We start from the raw sequence: 15,973 nt of genomic DNA, 5'->3' as shown, positions 1-15,973 counted from the left end.
GGGAGCCTGCGTTTAGTCAGGAAAACAAGGTTTCAAATGATGCTGGAGATCCTTGAATGACCGCACTTTATGTTCTGCTCGGGGCTCTGGCCATCGTCGCGGTCTTCCTGATCGGCATTTACAACTCGCTGGTTTCGAAGAAGCAGCGTTGCAATCAGGCGTTTGCGGATATCGATGTTCAGCTGAAGCAGCGCCAGAATCTCATCCCGAACCTCGTCGAGACGGTGAAGGGCTACGCATCGCATGAGCGGGAGACGCTTGAGGAGGTCATTCAGGCACGCAATTCGGCTGTTGCGGCTGGGACGCCCGGCGAAATGGCGCAAGCGGAAGGCGTGCTGACCAGCGCGCTGGGCAAGCTTTTTGCGCTGTCAGAAGCCTATCCGGACCTTAAGGCCAATGAGAATTTCAAGGATCTTCAGGACGAGCTGTCGGTGATCGAAGACAAGCTCGCTGCTGCGCGGCGCTTCTATAACGCTGCTGTCCAGGACTACAACACCTCCCGCGAGCAGTTCCCGAACTCGATTGTGGCCGGCATGTTCAACTTCCCTGAGCGCGAGTTCTTCGATCTCGGCGGAGACCGCACAGCGCTTTCGACAGTCCCGGAAGTCAAGTTCTAGCGCGCGCTTTGAACCATGGCGCCAGCCGCGCGATCGCCTCACGCGTTTCAGCCGTCGAAACAGCGAAACTGAAGCGAATATAGCGGTGTCCGTTCTCAGGATCGAAATCAATGCCTGGGGCGAGGACGACCCCGGTGTCTGTTAGAATTTCCTTGCACATTGCCATACTGTCATCGCTGAAACGTTCAATATTGGCGTAAACATAGAAGGCGCCGTCCGGCGGTGCGATCTCGTCCAGACCCATCTGCGGCAACGCTTTCAGTAGAAGCGACCGGTTTGCCCGGTAAGTTTCCAGATGTCCCTGAAGTTCAACAGTTTCGTCCAGCGCAACAAGCGCGGCATGCTGGGCCAGCGAAGGCGCGGTCAGGAACAAGATACCAGTATAGGCTGCTGCCTTGTCGGCATAAGCATCGGGCGCGAGCAACCAGCCGAGCCGCCAGCCGGCCATGCTGAAATACTTCGAGAAACTGTTGATCACAAAGGCGTCCGGCTCGAATTCAAGCATGCTGTGAGTCCGGCGCGTATAGCTCAGCCCGTGATAGATCTCGTCGGAAATAATGGCGATCCCGCGTTCCCTACAAACACTGGCTAACGCGCTGAGTTCTTCGCCCGACATGATGGTTCCGGTTGGATTCGCTGGGCTTGCGATGATGAGCCCGTCCGGGGCCGGATCGAGCGTAGCGATCCGCTCAGCTGTGAGCGAGAACCTGTTTTCCGGCCCGCAATCCAGCTCCAGAGCCTTCATTCCCAACGCCTTGACGGTGTTGCGATAGGAGACGTAACCGGGCCGTGCCATGGCAATGGTGTCGCCGGCGGAAAATCTGCAGGCAAGCGCCGAAACGAGGGCCGCCGATGCTCCGGCTGTGATGGCTATCTGTCCCGGACGAACCGAAACGCCATAGGTGTCGACGTAGTACTGGCATAGCCGCTTCTTCAGTGGGGCGCTTTCCCAGTAGCCGAGACTCTCTGCGGAGAGAATCTTCTTGGCTTCTTCAATCGCTCGGGCAGGGGCTCCCGTGGACGGCTGGCCGAACTCCATATGGATGATCGAACGGCCCTGGGCCTTCAGGTCATGTGCGATCTTGCTTACCGAGATCGCGTGAAACGGATCGATATCAACACCCATGCTTACCTTCTTTGCGTCTCTTCTTATTTCGCAGCGATGGATGGCAGCCAGGTCGCCAATTCCGGCACCAGTGCGACCAGGAGGATAATCATCAGCTGGAGGCCAATGAACGGAATGGCGCCATGCCAGATCTGAGATGTCTTGATTTCCTCTGGTGCGGCGCCCCGCAGATAGAACAGCGCAAATCCGAATGGCGGGGTGAGAAAGCTAGTCTGCAGGTTGAGCGCCATGAGGATCGCCAGCCAGACCGGATCAAAACCCATGATGATCAGCGGTGGTGTCACCAACGGCACCACCACAAACACAATCTCGATGAAGTCCAGGAAGAAACCGAGGACGAACATGACAAGCATGGCGCCGATCAGAGCGCCCCATTTGCCGCCGGGAAGCGAATGGAGAAGGTCGGCGACGATTTCATCCCCGCCAAACCCCCGGAAAACAAGCGAGAAGAGAGATGCGCCAATCAGGATCAGAAACACCATGGAGGTGATATGCACGCCGCTTTGTAGCGCTGGGGACAGTTGCGACTTGCGATACAGAACCAGCATGCTGGCGAATACACCGGCAAAGAAAACAGCCGTCGCGACGAGGGATACTGCCACGCCAGCATAGGCGAGCGCGCCAGCATCAGCCACGCCAAGCCGGAGATCCACGAGATTGGTGATCATCAAAATGAGCGCTGCGCTGGCAAAGGCCGCATATATCAAGGGCACCAATCTTCGGTCTTCAGCTTCTGAAAGTCGAAGCCCGGCAAGAAGGAGTGCGCCGGCCACACCGATGGCGGCTGCTTCAGTAGGCGTTGCCACACCTGAGAGGATCGCGCCGAGAACCGCAAAAATAAGAAGCAGGGGGGCTCCTAGCCCGAACAGTATCTCCTTGCGGGTGAGCGGATCGCTGCTGGACGTGGTTGCAGCCGGACACCGCTCAGGCCTGAGCCACGCATTGAGGGCGATCCATAAGAGGTAAAAGCCGACCAGAATTAGGCCCGGAAGCAGAGCGCCAGCAAACAGGTCACCAACAGACACAACAAAAGCGCCAACATTCATTTGCGAAGAAGCCTGGCTTGCGGCGTTCGACACCGCATCAGCGAGCAGGATCAGTACAATGCTCGGAGGGATGATTTGGCCGAGCGTTCCGGATGCGGCGATCGTTCCAGTTGCCAAGCGCGGATCATAGTTTTGCTTTAGCATGGAGGGGAGCGCAATGAGTGTCATCGTGATCACGGTGGCCCCTACAATGCCTGTAGACGCGGCCAAAAGCGCCCCCACCAGTATGACCGCGAAGCCAAGCCCCCCATTGATGCGCCCGAGCAGGCGGCTGGCAATGTGTAGCAGGTCCTCGGCGACTTTCGATCGTTCGAGGATGACACCCATCAGGACGAAAAGCGGTACGGCAACCAGTGTTTCGTTCTGCATGATGGCGCCGCCTTGAATGCGGCTTGGTAGGGAGCCGAGCAGGGATTGTGGGAATACGCCGAGCGCCATCCCAATCAATGCAAAAATAAGAGCGACGCCGCCAAGGGTCAGCGCAACCGAGTACCCTGCAAGCAGGGCAGCGATGGCTGTGGCAAACATGCCCAGAGCCAGAAAGATCTCAAGCTCCATAGTGAGATTCCGTTTCAGGGTCGTCTTGGGCGTCGGCAGGCAAGCCGCCCGTTAGCTTCAACGCGGCCCGGAGGGCAACGGTAAGGCCCGCCGCTATCATCAACACAGCAAAAACCGGCACGAGCGTCTTGAACAGAAATAGAATTGGAAGACCGTCGCTTTCCCGCGATCCTTCGAACAGCAACCAGGAGCGACTCAATCCCTGTTCACCCAATGTGATCAGGCGGATCATGATGGGAAACAGGAACAAGTAAGTACCACCGAGCTCGATCCAGTAGCGTCCGCGTTCTCCAAATTTGGGTCTCAAAATGTCGACCCGCACATGTGCATCATTGGTCAGAGCGGAGGCCGAGCCCAGCATGAACACCGCCGCGAACGCGTAGATCACAGCTTCTGACAACCAGGTCCACGACAGGGCGAAAGCATAACTCGCAATTACGACGGCCAGTTGAGCCATCACCAGAGCAATGGCAAAGAAGATAGCGGCGTTAAGTGCCCATCTTATTGAGCGGTCAAGATAATTCCTGAGACGTCGAGCCGGTTCGGAGAAAAGCCTGGGGAATGTCAGTGTCAGCAGGGGCAGCAACAGGATAGGCACCAGAAAAAAGCCGATCCAGTTCAGGAAAGCGCCGATCCGCAAGAATACCTCAGGCTCTAGCATTTCAGCCTCTAGCGCTTCCGGCCGAGTTCGCGAGCGGCGTAGTAAGGACCATCAGATACGTTCGCCCAATTAGACATGCTTGCCAGCGCGGTCTCAAAGCTTTCGTAAATGCGCTTCTCGATTCCATCTTTTCCTGCCGCCGCGCGAACGTCCCGTGAGGCTTCTGCCATTGCCTTCACGACGTCTTCGGGAAAAGACCTGAGCTGAACACCATGTTCTTTCGTCAGGATGTCGAGATAGACCGCATTCTGGTAGGTGAATTCGCCAAGCGAGGTATGATTTGTACTTTCGCAAGCGGCCTTCACGACTGCCTGCTCGCTCGCCGACATGCTATCCCACAGTTTCCGATTGATGCCGACGGCGAGGCTGGCACCTGGTTCATGGAAGCCTGGTCCATAATAATATGGCGCTTCTCGGTAGAAGCCGAGCGAATAGTCGTTCCAGGGGCCCACCCATTCGGTCGCGTCGATATTGCCCGTCTGAAGGGCCTGGTAAATTTCCCCGCCCGGCAACGATTTGGCCGCTCCACCAAGCGCTCGCAGGACATCACCGCCTTGGCCGGGTATCCGCATCTGAAGGCCGACCAGGTCATCAAGGCTGTTGATTTCCTTTCGAAACCAGCCGCCCATCTGGTGGCCGGTATTTGCGCCCTGAATTGGTTTAATGCCGAAGTCGCCAGATAGCTCATCCCAGAGCGCCTGTCCCCCGCCAAAATCGATCCATCCCATGATTTCCTGTGCCGTCATGCCGAAGGGCACAGCCGTGAAAAAAGGGTAGGCAGGTGATTTCGCTGTCCAGTAATAGTCAGCCCCGTGATAAATGTCCGCGGAGCCGTTTGCCACGGCGTCGAAGCTTTCAAAGGCGGGGACAAGTTCGCCTGCCGCGAAGACTTTGACCTCAATAAAGCCTTCTGACATCGCGCTGATGCGCGCGGCCACACGTTCTGCCGCTTCACCCAGACCCGGTAGTCCCTTTGGCCAAGTCGTGACCATATTCAGCTGTCGGCGGTTTCGGCTGATCGACGGCGCGGATACACTAGACTGAGTGCCAGGGTTGCTGAAAGAGGCAGCGGCGCCGCCAAGCCCCAACAGGCCTGCGCCCAGCAGATTGCGTCTGCGCATCTTTTCCTCCCCCGGAACTCAAATTGGCTGCACCTGCTTCAGGCAGGTCTCGTTGTCTATTCGTCTTCTTCAAGCCGACGCCAGACGGGCCCGTCAAGCACCTCAAGAGGCTGGAAGCGTTTCTTGTAGGCCATTTTGGGACTCTGCTTGATCCAGTAGCCCAGATAAACGTGAGGCAACCCGTAGGATTCCGCGTTCCGGATATGATCGAGGATCATGTACGTGCCGAGGCTGCGCTTTGGCTGACGGGTATCGAAAAAAGTGTACACCATCGAAAATCCGTCGCGCAGGATGTCGGTCAGGGAAACAGCGACCAGCGGTGAATCCTCCTCTGGGCCTTGCCTGTACTCAAAAAGAGCCGTTTGCACCGGGGTTTCATTCACCATGCCGGCATATTCGCGGAAGCCCATATCGGACATACCACCGCCCTCGTGACGGTTGACGAGATAATGCTTCAGCAAACGGTACTGCTCTCGCGTGGCGCGTGGCTCTACCGGTCGACGAATCAAGTCGCTGTTCCGGCTGAGAACCCGCAGCTGATTTCGGCTTGGCGAGAAGCTTTGTGCATCGACGCGGACGCTCCGGCAGGCATTGCAATTCGGGCACGCAGGTCGATAGGCGACTGACTGGCTGCGACGGAACCCAGCTTCGCTGAGCTGGTGGTGCAAAGCGTCGGGCGCTGCCTGGCTGAGATGTGTGAAGGCTTTGCGCTCGAACTGGTCCGGCAGATACGGGCAGGGCGTCGGCCCCGTCACGTAAAACCGCAATCCACGGCGAACGCCCGGAACAGTAAAGAGAGATTCATCAAGCTTCATCGTTACCGATTAACACACTCAAAGGTCAAAACGCCAAGGGGCCAGCAGCGTAAATGCCACCCAGATCACCAATACTAATGGACCACCGAACTTTACGAAATCCGAAAATTTGTAATGTCCGGGGGCCATTACAAGCATATTCGTCTGATAGGCGACTGGAGACGCGAAACTGCAGTTGGCTGCATAAATGACCGCCAGAATGAACGGCAGGGGGTCAGAACCGGTTGCGTGAGCCGCTTCCAGGGCAATGGGCGCGAACAGCACGGCTGCAGCCGCGTTGCTCAAAATATTGGTCAGAAACGCGACGCAGAGGAAGACTGCAGACAACACCGCGAGTGGGCCAAACGGCTCAGATGCATCAACAACGAGATCAGCGATCAATGAAGCGGCGCCAGTTCGTTCGAGGGCTGTTCCCATTGCCAAAGCTGCGCCGATGACCAGAAAAATACGCAAATCCAGAGCGCGGCCTGCCTGCCGCACGTTCAGGCACCGGAACAGGATCATCGCCGTAGCGGCTAAAACGGAAGCGATGAGAATGGATGTCAGTCCCAGCGCCGCGAGTAAAACCATGCCTACAGCGATAAGCCGTGCGGCATAGCCCCGCGCCGTCATGGGAAGCTCGCTCTGAGACCATTCCAGCAAGATCAGGTCGCGGCTCGAACGAAGGCTCTGAAAGGCATCGATTGGTCCGCAAAGCAACAGCGTGTCACCGGCTTCAAGCCGGATTTCACCGAGTTTGGCTCTGATCATCCGCGATCTTCGCTGTATGCCCAGAACAACAGCCGATGTGAGACGGCGAAAGCCGATAAGTTCAACCGTGCGGCCTGCCATGCGAGAGCCTGGCGCAACCACCGCTTCCATAAGGCTGAGTGGCGGCACGTTGTCATCTACTGATTCGGCGTCGCCTCCGCCGCGCCAGAGCTGCTGGAGCATGCCCGGTCGGGACGCAAGCAGATCAGTTAGGGCTTTTCGCGTGGCAGCAATAATTACAAGGTCTCCGGGTTGAAGCCGGATATCCTCAAAAGGCGGCAAGATTGCTCGTTCGCCTCTCTGAATCATTCTCACGGTCATGTCCCTGAGGTCGGGGAACATGCCTGCGACTGGCTCTTGCCCGTTGAGAAAGTGGTCGTGGGTGATGTCGATCTGAGCAAGAAACTGTTTGCCGGACGGCACCAATTCGTCAGCGAATGTGTCCCGGTTTGGTAGAAGCACCCTGGACATCAAAGCAATATAGGCGAGGCCGACGCCAGCAAGCATCAGACCCATGGATGTCTGCTCGAAAAACCCCAGTCTTACCCCGTCGATACGACGAAGCGCGTCAGCCGCAAGAAGGTTCGTTGATGTGCCAATCAGCGTGGTCATGCCGGCCAGGATTGAAACGAAACTGAGAGGCATCATCAAACGCGATGCGCTCGTCTTCATCCTCATCGCGATGGCGCTCATGACAGGAAGGAACATCACCACGACGGGCGTATTGTTCGTGAATGCGCTGATGCCGAACACGGCGAAGAAGGTCGCGAGCAGTGTCGATACCGGCCGTTTCCCGTACTGACTGACGAGGACTTTTGTCGGCCCTTCGATCGCGCCCGTCTGGAACAGGCCCTGTCCGACCACAAGCAGCGCCATGATTGTAATCAATGCGGGATTGCCGAAACCGGCCAACAGGTCAGCAGACGAGATAGGAGTCCCGCCGGTCCCCGTGGCGCCAGGCAGTGAGAACAGAATTAGGAACCCGGCAATCACACAAATGGAGACGGTCTCCATCGACCACCGGTCCAGCATGTAAAAAACGATGGTAACGGAGACCGCCAGCAAGCTGGCCCACATGGGCCAATTCGACATCAATTCAGCGGTCATCCGGCCTCCTCGCCCACGAGAGCGACCTTGGCTCAGGGACGCTCGTCTATATGGACGACTATGCTCAAGCGACGGTTTTGTGGCAAGTAAGGTGCGTCGGGACGCAGTGGTTTGGTGTCCGAAAGGCCGGAAACGCTGGCTATTAGATACTCCGGAAAGCCGTTTGCGATCAGGCCGCGCCGCGCCGCATTGGCCCGACCGGAGGACAGCTCCCAATTGGAATAGTCTTGGCGATTGACCGGTTGACTGTCCGTATGACCTTCCAGGGAGATGGGGCGCCCAATCGTTTTGAGTATGTCGGATGCGAGGGCGATCAGCGATTCGCCTCTTTCGTTGAGGTTTTCCATACCGTTTTCGAACAGCGGTGCCTGGTCAAGATCGATAAGTTCGATCCGAAGACCATCCTTAAAGCGCGTCAGGGTCACATTTGTGGAATTGTCAGAGAAGAGAGCGGACTTCGTGAGCAAAGCTTCCACATCGGAAACTGTCGATTCTTGGTCTGGCTCTACGGAGACGGCTTCCATTTTACCGGCCCCAAATTGCCGGGCGAGGTCAGCACGTTCCTCAGAGCTGGCGCCAGACACCATCCACATCACGATAAAAAGGGCGCAGAGGGCGGTGAGGAAGTCTGCGTAAGCAAGCTTCCAGGCTCCCAGTCGCCTAATCGGCGCTTGGGGCGTTCTGCCTTCCAGCGCCTGTGATGAATAGTGTCCAGCCATTGGCTCCGATCTTTCTGATCTGGTGCTTGTTTACCATGCCATTCTTGAGGGCCGGTCTCGTCAAACGTTTCAATTTGAACGAAATCTGAGAGACCGGCATATTTTAATTGCGTAACAGGAACGTGCGTCCATCCGGCGGGTGTTACTGGCTCACCTTTCGCGGTAGGCAATTGTTGCAATGAAAAGGTGAGATCATGAGCAAATGTGCATTCCTTGGCCTTGGCGTTATGGGCGCCCCCATGGCTGGTCATCTTGCCAGGCACGGACATGACGTGAAGGTGTGGAATCGTACGGCTAAAAAGGCTTTGGACTGGTCCAAGTCGTATCGCGGTGAACCTGCCAAGGATGCGGCTGATGCCGTATTCGGTAGCGAGTACGTGTTCATGTGCCTCGGCGATGACCCGGATGTAGAGGAAGTTTTTGACGCGATCGAGCCAAACCTCGCTGCGGGAATGATCGTTGTCGATCACACAACGGCAAGCGCCGAACTGGCCCGAAGGCTTCATGCCCGCTGCGAGGCGCGAGGGGCCAGTTTTATCGATGCCCCGATTTCCGGGGGTCAGGCTGGCGCCGAGAACGGCAAGCTCACGATCATGTGCGGTGGTGATGCGGCTGGCATGGAAAAGGCCATTCCGGTCATGAAAGCCTATGGCCATCGCATCACACACATTGGTGAAAGCGGGGCCGGACAGCTGGCCAAATCCGTCAATCAGATATGCATTGCAGGCATCGTGCAGGGGCTGTCGGAAGGCATCCACTTTGCGGAGCGCAACGGCCTTTCCGTTGAAAAGGTGATCGAGGCAATTTCCGGAGGTGCGGCCCAGAGCTGGCAGATGGACAATCGCTGGAAGACGATGAGCGAGCGCGAGTTCGACCATGGTTTCGCCGTTGACTGGATGCGAAAGGATCTCCGAATAGCCCTCGACGCCGCCCGTGCGTCCGGCGCAAGCCTCCCAGTCACCGCGCTGGTCGATCAGTTTTATGCAGATGTTCAGGCCATGGGCGGGCGGCGCTGGGATACTTCGAGCCTGCTCAACCGACTGAACAGCAAAAAAGCCGACTGACGTGCGCCAGATAGATGTACACGTGAAGACGCGCGACAAGGACGCGGTGATCCGGGTGGTTAAGGCGTTCAAACCGGTGGACTGGATGATCTTTCCAGTCGAGCAACATGATCGTGCACTTGTGCGCATCATCATGCACGACGGTCGCAGTCAGTCGTTGAGCGACGGTTTGCAGGACGCCTTACGTGACAGCCGGGACTGGCGCATCACAATGATTCCGATCGAAGCGACTTTGCCTGTGCCTGAGCCGCTCGAAGACGAGGAAGCGAAGGCAAACCTGCAGGTCCTGCGAGAAGAGTTGCTGGACGATGTGACTCGCGACGCGGCCTTGAACCGCGATTTCCTGATCTTGTCCGGTCTGTCCACAGTGGTTGCGGCGATCGGTCTGAATTCAGATGGAGTCGCAGCCGTGATCGGGGCCATGGTCATTGCGCCTCTGCTTGGGCCAATTCTTGGTTTTGCTTTGGGAGCCGGGCTCGGCAATTTCAATCTCATAGGCAAATCGACTCGCACGCTCGCAGCGGGCATTGGGGTCGCGCTTCTGACGGCTTTTCTATTGTCGTTCCTGCTTCCAATAAACAAGGAAAGCCATGAACTGATGTCGCGCGCGGAAGTGCGGCTGGACGGCGTTGCTTTGGCTCTTGCCGCTGGTGGCGCGGCCGCGTTGTCTATGGCGCGAGGGCGGTCCGCCGTTCTTGTTGGCGTGATGGTTGCCGCGGCGCTTTTGCCGCCCGGCGCAGCCCTCGGCTTGTTTATTGGATCGGGCGAATGGACCTTGGCCACGCGCGCAGCGATGCTGCTGTTGCTGAATATCGTCTGTCTGTTTCTCTCTGCGCTAATCGTTTTTCGTTTCAAGAAGATTCGACCGCGTGGCTGGATCGATCAACGAAACGCCAGCCGCGCAACCAGGATAAATGCCGGGCTGTCCGCAGGATTGTTGATTCTGCTGATTGTGCTGATTGTTGTTCTCGATCTTGGGTCGTCAGTCGACCTGACCTAACAGGGTGTGAACGCTCTAGTTTCGTGACGGGTAAATGCCCTGCAAAGCGATGCAGGTTTTGAGCTTCGCAGCATCATTTGCACCTGGAGAGGCCGGCTGTGACGGATTTGTCTCGCCGTTGTTGCGGATAACGATGCTGGATACTCGGTCGTTGAAGCCCTCATTAACGAGACACGCATCAGTACTGCTCGCCGTCATGCTTGCTCCGTCCAGCGCCGTGCCGTCATAAAGCGTCGCCGTCCATCCGTCCGGCAAACGGATTGAAGACATGTCATTGTCCGTAAAACCCAAGAGTGCGGATAGCGGGTAATCGCCCGGCGCGAGCGAAACAGACCAACCCGAAAACTGGCAGTGCTGATAGACCTCTGCCTTCAGGCTTGACGCCGGAGGCGGCGACGACCTCGTTGGACGAAGATCAGGCAGAGCAAAGGTGGTGCGCCCATCGCCACCGAATTGAGTGCCGAGAAGGCTGAATAGTGCTGTGTTTTGATTGATCGGCAGGAGTTGTCCTTCGGCCGCCGCCCAACCTCGCGGGCAAAATTGGTACGGAAACTCTTGGATTGTTCCGAGATAGGTGTCCTGAGCATGAGCGCCTGGTGCCAGCGCCACAAGGGCGGCGAATGCCGTGGCCAGTCCTGTTGTCAGCTTGTTTTTCATTGCGTCCTCCCTTGATCGGGCCACTATGGCCGAGTGCAGTTGGATCGCAAGAGGTTTCCGGGTGACTTCAGGGATGAGAATCTTTGGCGAAATCAGATAACAAGACAAAACCGACCGGGCGATCTCCAGAAGCGTTTGTGGCAAGTGTCGAAAACGAGACCCGCAGACGTGATGCGGAAAGACTGCTCGTTCTATTCGCCGAAACGACCGGCATGGTGCCGAAGATGTGGGGTCCGAGCATCATTGGATACGGCCGCTATCAATACAAATATGAAAGTGGGCGGGAGGGCGAATTCATGCTGACGGGGTTTTCGCCCAGAAGGGCCAATCTCGCCATTTATGTCATGCCCGGATACTCTGCGATGTCGGACAAGCTGGACCGCTTGGGAAAGCACAAAATTGGAAAATCCTGTCTCTACATCAACAAGCTGGCTGACGTGGACGAAAGTGTGCTCGCTGAAATCATTCATGATGGCTTGCAATACATGCGTGCGAAATACGCAACGTGGGACAACTAGCCGTTTGATGGTCAGAGCGTTTCAATAAGCGAGCGGAGTAGGGCGTCGATTCTTTCTCGCGCTTCAGCGTGGGACATCGCGCTGTCATTGAGAAAGATTGTGAACGCGTAATCGCGTCCACTTTCGGAACGAAAGTAGCCGGCCAGGCCATCCACGCCAAACATTGTCCCGCTTTTTGCACGCACAGCGCCTTCCTGGACGCCGCGCGGAAGCCGGTATTCGAGTGTTCCATCTTTTCCATTTGCGGCGAGTAGGCCAGACCAGCTTTCATACCAAGGTTGGCGGGTAGCCCACACCAGAAGCTCCGTCATCGCATCCGGCGTAATGCGGTTGTAGGAAGAAAGGCCGGAACCGTCCGCAATATTGAAATCATGCTGATCGGCGCCCGACTCGATCAGCAGATGCTCAAGCAGGCGAAGGCCAGACTCTGATGTCCGGTCGCGGAGTGTTAATGAAACGTGGTGAAGGAGGACTTCAGAATGAAGGTTGTTACTTTCATGCAAGATTTCTCCCATCGTCTTTATTGGGTCCGGCGCAGGATGCTGAAAAAGCAGCCTAGGCGGGAGACTGCTGTCAGTTCTAACCGGAGCCTCTTCGGAGCGAAGGATCTTCCCCTCGACCAGTACTCCAGATTCAGCGAGACGTTTTCGGAACAGTTCGCCAGCGTAAATTGAAGGATCGTCCAGTCCGAAGCGTAGCGGAACCCGACCGGTGTGCAGCCCGATAGTTCCTTTAATCTCAGCCCAGCGTGAGCCCGGCCTTTTGAGGAAGTCGAGATCGAAGCCGTGCAACACAGTGTGCGCCTGAGAAACATCGACATCGAAAGCAGGCAAATCCAGCCATGTAAGGATGGGCGGCGTATCGATCTGTGTCCCCGGAGCAATCGTCGCGTGGGCTGTCGCGTCATCGACCGTCAGGGCCGAAACGGCCGCGCCAAAAGCAAACCGCAGATCATCCTGGGCCCACCCACTCGGCCAGTACGACTTTTGGAACAGGCTATCATCGATGATGATGTCCTGGACGCGGGCAATGCCCTGCGCCTGCACAGCATCGACGAACTGGCTAAGACAGGACGTCTCGCAAGCCTCGTCATCGGACAGGGTGGCATCACCACTTCCCCTCAGTATGAGGGAAGGCAGTGGTGCATCAGGCCCCTGTTTGATTAAGAGGGCCGTGCCGCGCGGCCAGCCGCCGTTCTCAAAATCACCTAAGAAATGAAGCGCCGCAGCCGTTGTGACCAGTTTCAAAGTGGATGCAGGCATAAAGCGCTGGTTGCCATTCGCTGTCAGTTCGGCGGAGCCGTCCACGGCGCGGACGCTGATACCCCATCGGCCTCCGTCGACATCGATCAGGAGCCTGTCATCTACCGCTGTTTGAGCGTTTGCTGCGGCACACGTCGCGAGCGTGCTTATGATAAGCCAGCTTCGAACAGCAAGCGCAGCGGCCTGCATGATTTGCGAAACCATCAAGCCCCCAGTGCGGCTGCAGCCTCTTCGGCAAAATAAGTGATTATTCCTGCGGCGCCGGCGCGTTTGAAGGACAGAAGCGTTTCCATCATGACACGGTCTCCATCGATCCAGCCATTCTGGCTGGCGGCCTTGATTTGGGCGTACTCGCCAGAGACCTGAAATGCGATCGTGGGGACGGCAAAGGTTTCGGAAACACGCCGAACAATATCGAGATAGGGCAGGCCTGGCTTGACCATCACCATATCGGCGCCTTCAGCTATATCCATCGCAACTTCGCGAAGCGCTTCGTCGGAGTTGGCAGGGTTTTGCTGATACGTTTTCTTGTCGCCCTTCAGGGCGGTCGCTGATCCGATTGCATCACGATAGGGACCATAAAATCCGCTCGCATACTTCGCCGCATAAGACAGGATCATCGTGTTGGCGTATCCCCCGTCCTCCAGGGCATCGCGGATTGCGCCGATCCTGCCATCCATCATGTCAGATGGTGCAACCACGTCCGCACCAGCCTCAGCCTGGACGAGAGCCTGCCTGACGAGCAGGTCGGAGGTTTTGTCGTTCAGAACGTAGCCATTCGCGTCTATCACGCCGTCGTGCCCGTGGCTTGTGAAAGGATCCAGCGCCACATCGCAGATGATCCCGACCTCGGGCGCTGCATCTTTCATGGATTTGATGACGCGCGGTATTAAACCCTCCCCGTTGAGGGCTTCACTTCCCATCTCATCCTTGTGCGCAGGATCGATATGCGGAAAAATCGCTATTGCGGGTATTGAAAGCTCTCGAGCCCTGCGCGCTGCCTTGGCAGCTTCCTCGACATTCAGCCGAAACAAGCCCGGCATGGAGCCGACTGGTATCTTCGGGTCGCTGCCATCATGCACAACCATCGACCAGATCAGGTCGGACGGCGTAAGGACGTGCTCTCCTGTAAGAGATCGGATCCAGGGGGCTTGTCTTAGCCGGCGCAGACGAGTGCGCGGGAACGATTGAGGAAACGGTGTGGTCATTGAGCTTTTTTACTCCGAAAGAGTGTCTTGCGAAGGCGCTTTCTCATGAAGGTTCGTTTGGAAACATCCATGAATTCGGCCTGAGCTGTCTCGATTTCCAGCATGAAGGGCCTCAGATGCGACCGCTTGATATGTCGAAAGCCAAGCGTTGCATAAAAGGGGGCATTCCACGGAAGGTCGCGGAATGTTGACAGGGTCAGTTCCAAAATATCCCGGTTGTGCGCTTTGCCTTCAAGGTTTCTCATGAGCGCGGTACCGATACCTTGTCGGCCATAATCGGGCGAAACGCTGAGCTGGTCCACATAAAGCCCGCCATCCCGTACCGTTGCCATGACAAATCCGACAACGGCCTTGTCAGGCATTTCTGCAACCAGCAGCCAGTCCTGGTTCAGCGCGTCCTGCAGGGCTTGCGCAGGGACATGATCTGCCAGTGCTTCTTCGCTGAGCAGACCGGTAGGCCCGAATAACAATGAGGCCGACTTGTCCACTTCAATGATCTCGGAGAAATCTGCGCGTATGGCAGGTCGAATTGAAAAAGCGGCCTTATGACCGGCGCCATTCTGGAACGATCGGGATCGCAACGTCTTCTGCCTCGGTAGTCACTCGAACAGGTTGGGCGGATCTAAATCGTCAGACTCACAGATTGATTGTCTGCGAGCTGAGAAGCCTTACGCCGACAAGCGGTCCCCGCTGCCATTGTCGTGAAGCCTTGCACCGTTTGATCTTGCGATTGTCCGGACTAACGATTTCTACCGTGAACCGGGGGGGCAAGACGACGCTGTGCTGAAGCAGCAGTTTCGCGCCCCGTTGAGACATGTCCTTGACGACGAAAGGAATCTTGAAGCCAGTCTCCAGCACCAGAGTGCCGTTCGTGTTGACGTCAAATCTTGGATGTTCGCGGTTCTCGGACATGTCGTCTTGTCCTGCATTATCCACTGCGGGTTTCGCGGCATTAGTTCCAAATTTCTTGTTCGTTGCCGACGCCATAGTCTTCGTCCGTAGAATATTCAGGCTCCGAGAGCTTCACTAAACCCGATCCTGCCCGTTGAAGAAATCTAAGATCATGATTGATGAAGTGCTTTGCCAGCTCTTTCAAGTGGTCCTTAGCGCGTAAAAATTAACGTTTAGCCCGGGGATTGTTAACATTCGCGCGCCGGGGAAGGGGTGTGTTTAACGAAATATCAGGAAGAGCAGTTTAAATCAGATCAAACTACAACAAAAGTTGAGTGATGATGGTGGTAACAATGAACAACACTGCGCAAGCAGTGACCGGAGAAGAGCCGGTTGCTGAATCCTTTCTGAAGTCGCTTTCTCTTCTTGAGCAGGCGCATCGTCGACTTCACGACGTGGTCAAGGATGACCTGGAGCGTGGCGGCGAACGTCACCTGACAGGCGTTCAGGCCCTGCTGATCTATGAGATCGGCGAAGGAGAGACCCCAGCGTCCGTACTGCGAGCTCGTGGCGCATTTGCTGGCACCAGCCTTTCCTACAATATCAAGAAACTGCAGGAAGGCGGCTATCTGGAGCAGTCGCGATCGGAAGCCGACAAACGGACTGTCCATCTGCGGCTGACTGAGCGTGGCCATAAGGTCCGTGAAAGGGTTGAAGGCTTGTTTTCCAAGCAGGCGTCCGCTCTCGAGCCGACGGCGAGCGTGCGCCCTACGGATCTTGCGCAGCTGAACAAGACAGTATCCCGCCTTGAACGCTTTTGGTCGGATCAGATCCGTTTCCGCCTCTAAATTAA

At 56.6% G+C, this 15,973-nt stretch carries 17 protein-coding genes; 5 read left to right on the top strand and 12 right to left on the bottom strand.

The genetic code is table 11. The features are described from left to right. Positions 1-56 precede the first annotated feature (56 nt). The gene (locus D1223_RS12680) at positions 57-617 is read left to right on the top strand and encodes a LemA family protein (RefSeq protein WP_119376786.1); all 561 of its coding nucleotides are present in this window, start codon (positions 57-59) and stop codon (positions 615-617) included. Here the strand turns inward: D1223_RS12680 and D1223_RS12675 are convergent. Genes D1223_RS12675 through D1223_RS12645 form a run of 7 tightly spaced genes read right to left on the bottom strand, consistent with a single transcriptional unit; the run spans position 607 to position 8,520 of the window. Further along, complete coding sequence (locus D1223_RS12675) at positions 607-1,743, bottom strand: pyridoxal phosphate-dependent aminotransferase (RefSeq protein ID WP_119376785.1); 1,137 nt, start codon at positions 1,741-1,743, stop codon at positions 607-609. The genes D1223_RS12680 and D1223_RS12675 overlap by 11 nt on opposite strands. Before the next feature lie 23 nt (positions 1,744-1,766). Beyond that, positions 1,767-3,347, bottom strand: coding sequence for a TRAP transporter large permease (locus tag D1223_RS12670; RefSeq protein ID WP_119376784.1), 1,581 nt, complete (start codon positions 3,345-3,347; stop codon positions 1,767-1,769). Next, positions 3,337-4,008, bottom strand: coding sequence for a TRAP transporter small permease subunit (locus tag D1223_RS12665; RefSeq protein ID WP_119376783.1), 672 nt, complete (start codon positions 4,006-4,008; stop codon positions 3,337-3,339). Before D1223_RS12665 ends, D1223_RS12670 begins: the two co-directional genes overlap by 11 nt. A gap of 8 nt (positions 4,009-4,016) precedes the next feature. After that, positions 4,017-5,129 carry a TRAP transporter substrate-binding protein gene (locus D1223_RS12660; protein ID WP_119376782.1) on the bottom strand — a complete coding sequence of 371 codons (1,113 nt, stop codon included), beginning with the start codon at positions 5,127-5,129 and terminating at the stop codon, positions 4,017-4,019. A 56-nt stretch (positions 5,130-5,185) separates the two neighbouring features. Beyond that, on the bottom strand, positions 5,186-5,944 hold the full coding sequence (locus D1223_RS12655) for an arginyltransferase (RefSeq protein WP_119376781.1): 759 nt from the start codon (positions 5,942-5,944) through the stop codon (positions 5,186-5,188). 18 nt (positions 5,945-5,962) lie between these two features. Then, positions 5,963-7,801: an SLC13 family permease gene (locus D1223_RS12650; RefSeq protein WP_119376780.1), complete on the bottom strand. Its 1,839-nt coding sequence runs from the start codon at positions 7,799-7,801 to the stop codon at positions 5,963-5,965. A gap of 32 nt (positions 7,802-7,833) precedes the next feature. Then, positions 7,834-8,520: an OmpA family protein gene (locus tag D1223_RS12645; protein ID WP_119376779.1), complete on the bottom strand. Its 687-nt coding sequence runs from the start codon at positions 8,518-8,520 to the stop codon at positions 7,834-7,836. A gap of 194 nt (positions 8,521-8,714) precedes the next feature. On the opposite strand from D1223_RS12645, the gene D1223_RS12640 reads away from it, so the two are divergent. Together D1223_RS12640 and D1223_RS12635 are read left to right on the top strand one after the other, a co-directional pair. Then, positions 8,715-9,584 (top strand): NAD(P)-dependent oxidoreductase, encoded by an 870-nt coding sequence (locus tag D1223_RS12640; protein ID WP_119376778.1) that lies wholly within the window; start codon positions 8,715-8,717, stop codon positions 9,582-9,584. Positions 9,585-9,606: 22 nt separating this feature from the next. After that, a complete protein-coding gene (locus D1223_RS12635; protein ID WP_233353155.1) occupies positions 9,607-10,584 on the top strand; it encodes a TIGR00341 family protein in 978 nt (325 codons plus the stop codon). Positions 10,585-10,599: 15 nt separating this feature from the next. On the opposite strand, the gene D1223_RS19075 is transcribed toward D1223_RS12635, so the two are convergent. After that, a complete protein-coding gene (locus D1223_RS19075; RefSeq protein WP_233353154.1) occupies positions 10,600-11,241 on the bottom strand; it encodes a phage tail protein in 642 nt (213 codons plus the stop codon). A gap of 83 nt (positions 11,242-11,324) precedes the next feature. Between D1223_RS19075 and D1223_RS12625 the strand changes: the two genes are divergently transcribed. Further along, positions 11,325-11,759 (top strand): DUF1801 domain-containing protein, encoded by a 435-nt coding sequence (locus D1223_RS12625; protein WP_119376776.1) that lies wholly within the window; start codon positions 11,325-11,327, stop codon positions 11,757-11,759. An 11-nt stretch (positions 11,760-11,770) separates the two neighbouring features. Here D1223_RS12625 and dacB read toward each other — a convergent pair whose 3' ends face one another. From dacB to D1223_RS12605, 4 genes are read right to left on the bottom strand one after another with little or no spacing between them, the layout of a single operon-like run. Further along, positions 11,771-13,225: a D-alanyl-D-alanine carboxypeptidase/D-alanyl-D-alanine endopeptidase gene (gene dacB, locus D1223_RS12620; protein WP_119376775.1), complete on the bottom strand. Its 1,455-nt coding sequence runs from the start codon at positions 13,223-13,225 to the stop codon at positions 11,771-11,773. Beyond that, on the bottom strand, positions 13,225-14,229 hold the full coding sequence (gene hemB, locus D1223_RS12615; RefSeq protein WP_119376774.1) for a porphobilinogen synthase: 1,005 nt from the start codon (positions 14,227-14,229) through the stop codon (positions 13,225-13,227). The genes dacB and hemB overlap by 1 nt, the downstream gene beginning before the upstream one ends. Next, positions 14,226-14,810, bottom strand: a complete 585-nt coding sequence (locus D1223_RS12610) for a GNAT family N-acetyltransferase (RefSeq protein WP_119376773.1) — start codon at positions 14,808-14,810, stop codon at positions 14,226-14,228. The genes hemB and D1223_RS12610 overlap by 4 nt, the downstream gene beginning before the upstream one ends. A 55-nt stretch (positions 14,811-14,865) precedes the next feature. After that, positions 14,866-15,141: a PilZ domain-containing protein gene (locus D1223_RS12605; RefSeq protein WP_158588470.1), complete on the bottom strand. Its 276-nt coding sequence runs from the start codon at positions 15,139-15,141 to the stop codon at positions 14,866-14,868. 332 nt (positions 15,142-15,473) lie between these two features. On the opposite strand from D1223_RS12605, the gene D1223_RS12600 reads away from it, so the two are divergent. Then, entirely contained in the window at positions 15,474-15,968 is a 495-nt protein-coding gene (locus tag D1223_RS12600; protein ID WP_233349855.1) for a MarR family winged helix-turn-helix transcriptional regulator, read from the top strand. The last annotated feature ends 5 nt before the right edge of the window (positions 15,969-15,973 follow it).

Origin of the sequence: Henriciella mobilis, assembly GCF_003576285.1 — a bacterium.
Lineage (GTDB): Bacteria > Pseudomonadota > Alphaproteobacteria > Caulobacterales > Hyphomonadaceae > Henriciella > Henriciella mobilis.
The sequence above is the reverse complement of the archived record's forward strand: the minus strand, read 5'-3'. Positions and strand labels throughout refer to the sequence as shown.

Excerpts from the sequence above, each read along its gene's own strand:
- D1223_RS12655 (WP_119376781.1), bottom strand. The coding sequence starts at position 5,944 with ATGAAGCTTGATGAATCTCTCTTTACTGTTCCGGGCGTTCGCCGTGGA.
- D1223_RS12640 (WP_119376778.1), top strand. The coding sequence starts at position 8,715 with ATGAGCAAATGTGCATTCCTTGGCCTTGGCGTTATGGGCGCCCCCATG.
- hemB (WP_119376774.1), bottom strand. The coding sequence starts at position 14,229 with ATGACCACACCGTTTCCTCAATCGTTCCCGCGCACTCGTCTGCGCCGG.
- D1223_RS19075 (WP_233353154.1), bottom strand. The coding sequence starts at position 11,241 with ATGAAAAACAAGCTGACAACAGGACTGGCCACGGCATTCGCCGCCCTT.
- D1223_RS12680 (WP_119376786.1), top strand. The coding sequence starts at position 57 with ATGACCGCACTTTATGTTCTGCTCGGGGCTCTGGCCATCGTCGCGGTC.
- D1223_RS12670 (WP_119376784.1), bottom strand. The coding sequence starts at position 3,347 with ATGGAGCTTGAGATCTTTCTGGCTCTGGGCATGTTTGCCACAGCCATC.
- D1223_RS12600 (WP_233349855.1), top strand. The coding sequence starts at position 15,474 with ATGAACAACACTGCGCAAGCAGTGACCGGAGAAGAGCCGGTTGCTGAA.
- D1223_RS12665 (WP_119376783.1), bottom strand. The coding sequence starts at position 4,008 with ATGCTAGAGCCTGAGGTATTCTTGCGGATCGGCGCTTTCCTGAACTGG.
- D1223_RS12645 (WP_119376779.1), bottom strand. The coding sequence starts at position 8,520 with ATGGCTGGACACTATTCATCACAGGCGCTGGAAGGCAGAACGCCCCAA.
- dacB (WP_119376775.1), bottom strand. The coding sequence starts at position 13,225 with ATGGTTTCGCAAATCATGCAGGCCGCTGCGCTTGCTGTTCGAAGCTGG.
- D1223_RS12660 (WP_119376782.1), bottom strand. The coding sequence starts at position 5,129 with ATGCGCAGACGCAATCTGCTGGGCGCAGGCCTGTTGGGGCTTGGCGGC.
- D1223_RS12605 (WP_158588470.1), bottom strand. The coding sequence starts at position 15,141 with ATGTCCGAGAACCGCGAACATCCAAGATTTGACGTCAACACGAACGGC.
- D1223_RS12675 (WP_119376785.1), bottom strand. The coding sequence starts at position 1,743 with ATGGGTGTTGATATCGATCCGTTTCACGCGATCTCGGTAAGCAAGATC.
- D1223_RS12650 (WP_119376780.1), bottom strand. The coding sequence starts at position 7,801 with ATGACCGCTGAATTGATGTCGAATTGGCCCATGTGGGCCAGCTTGCTG.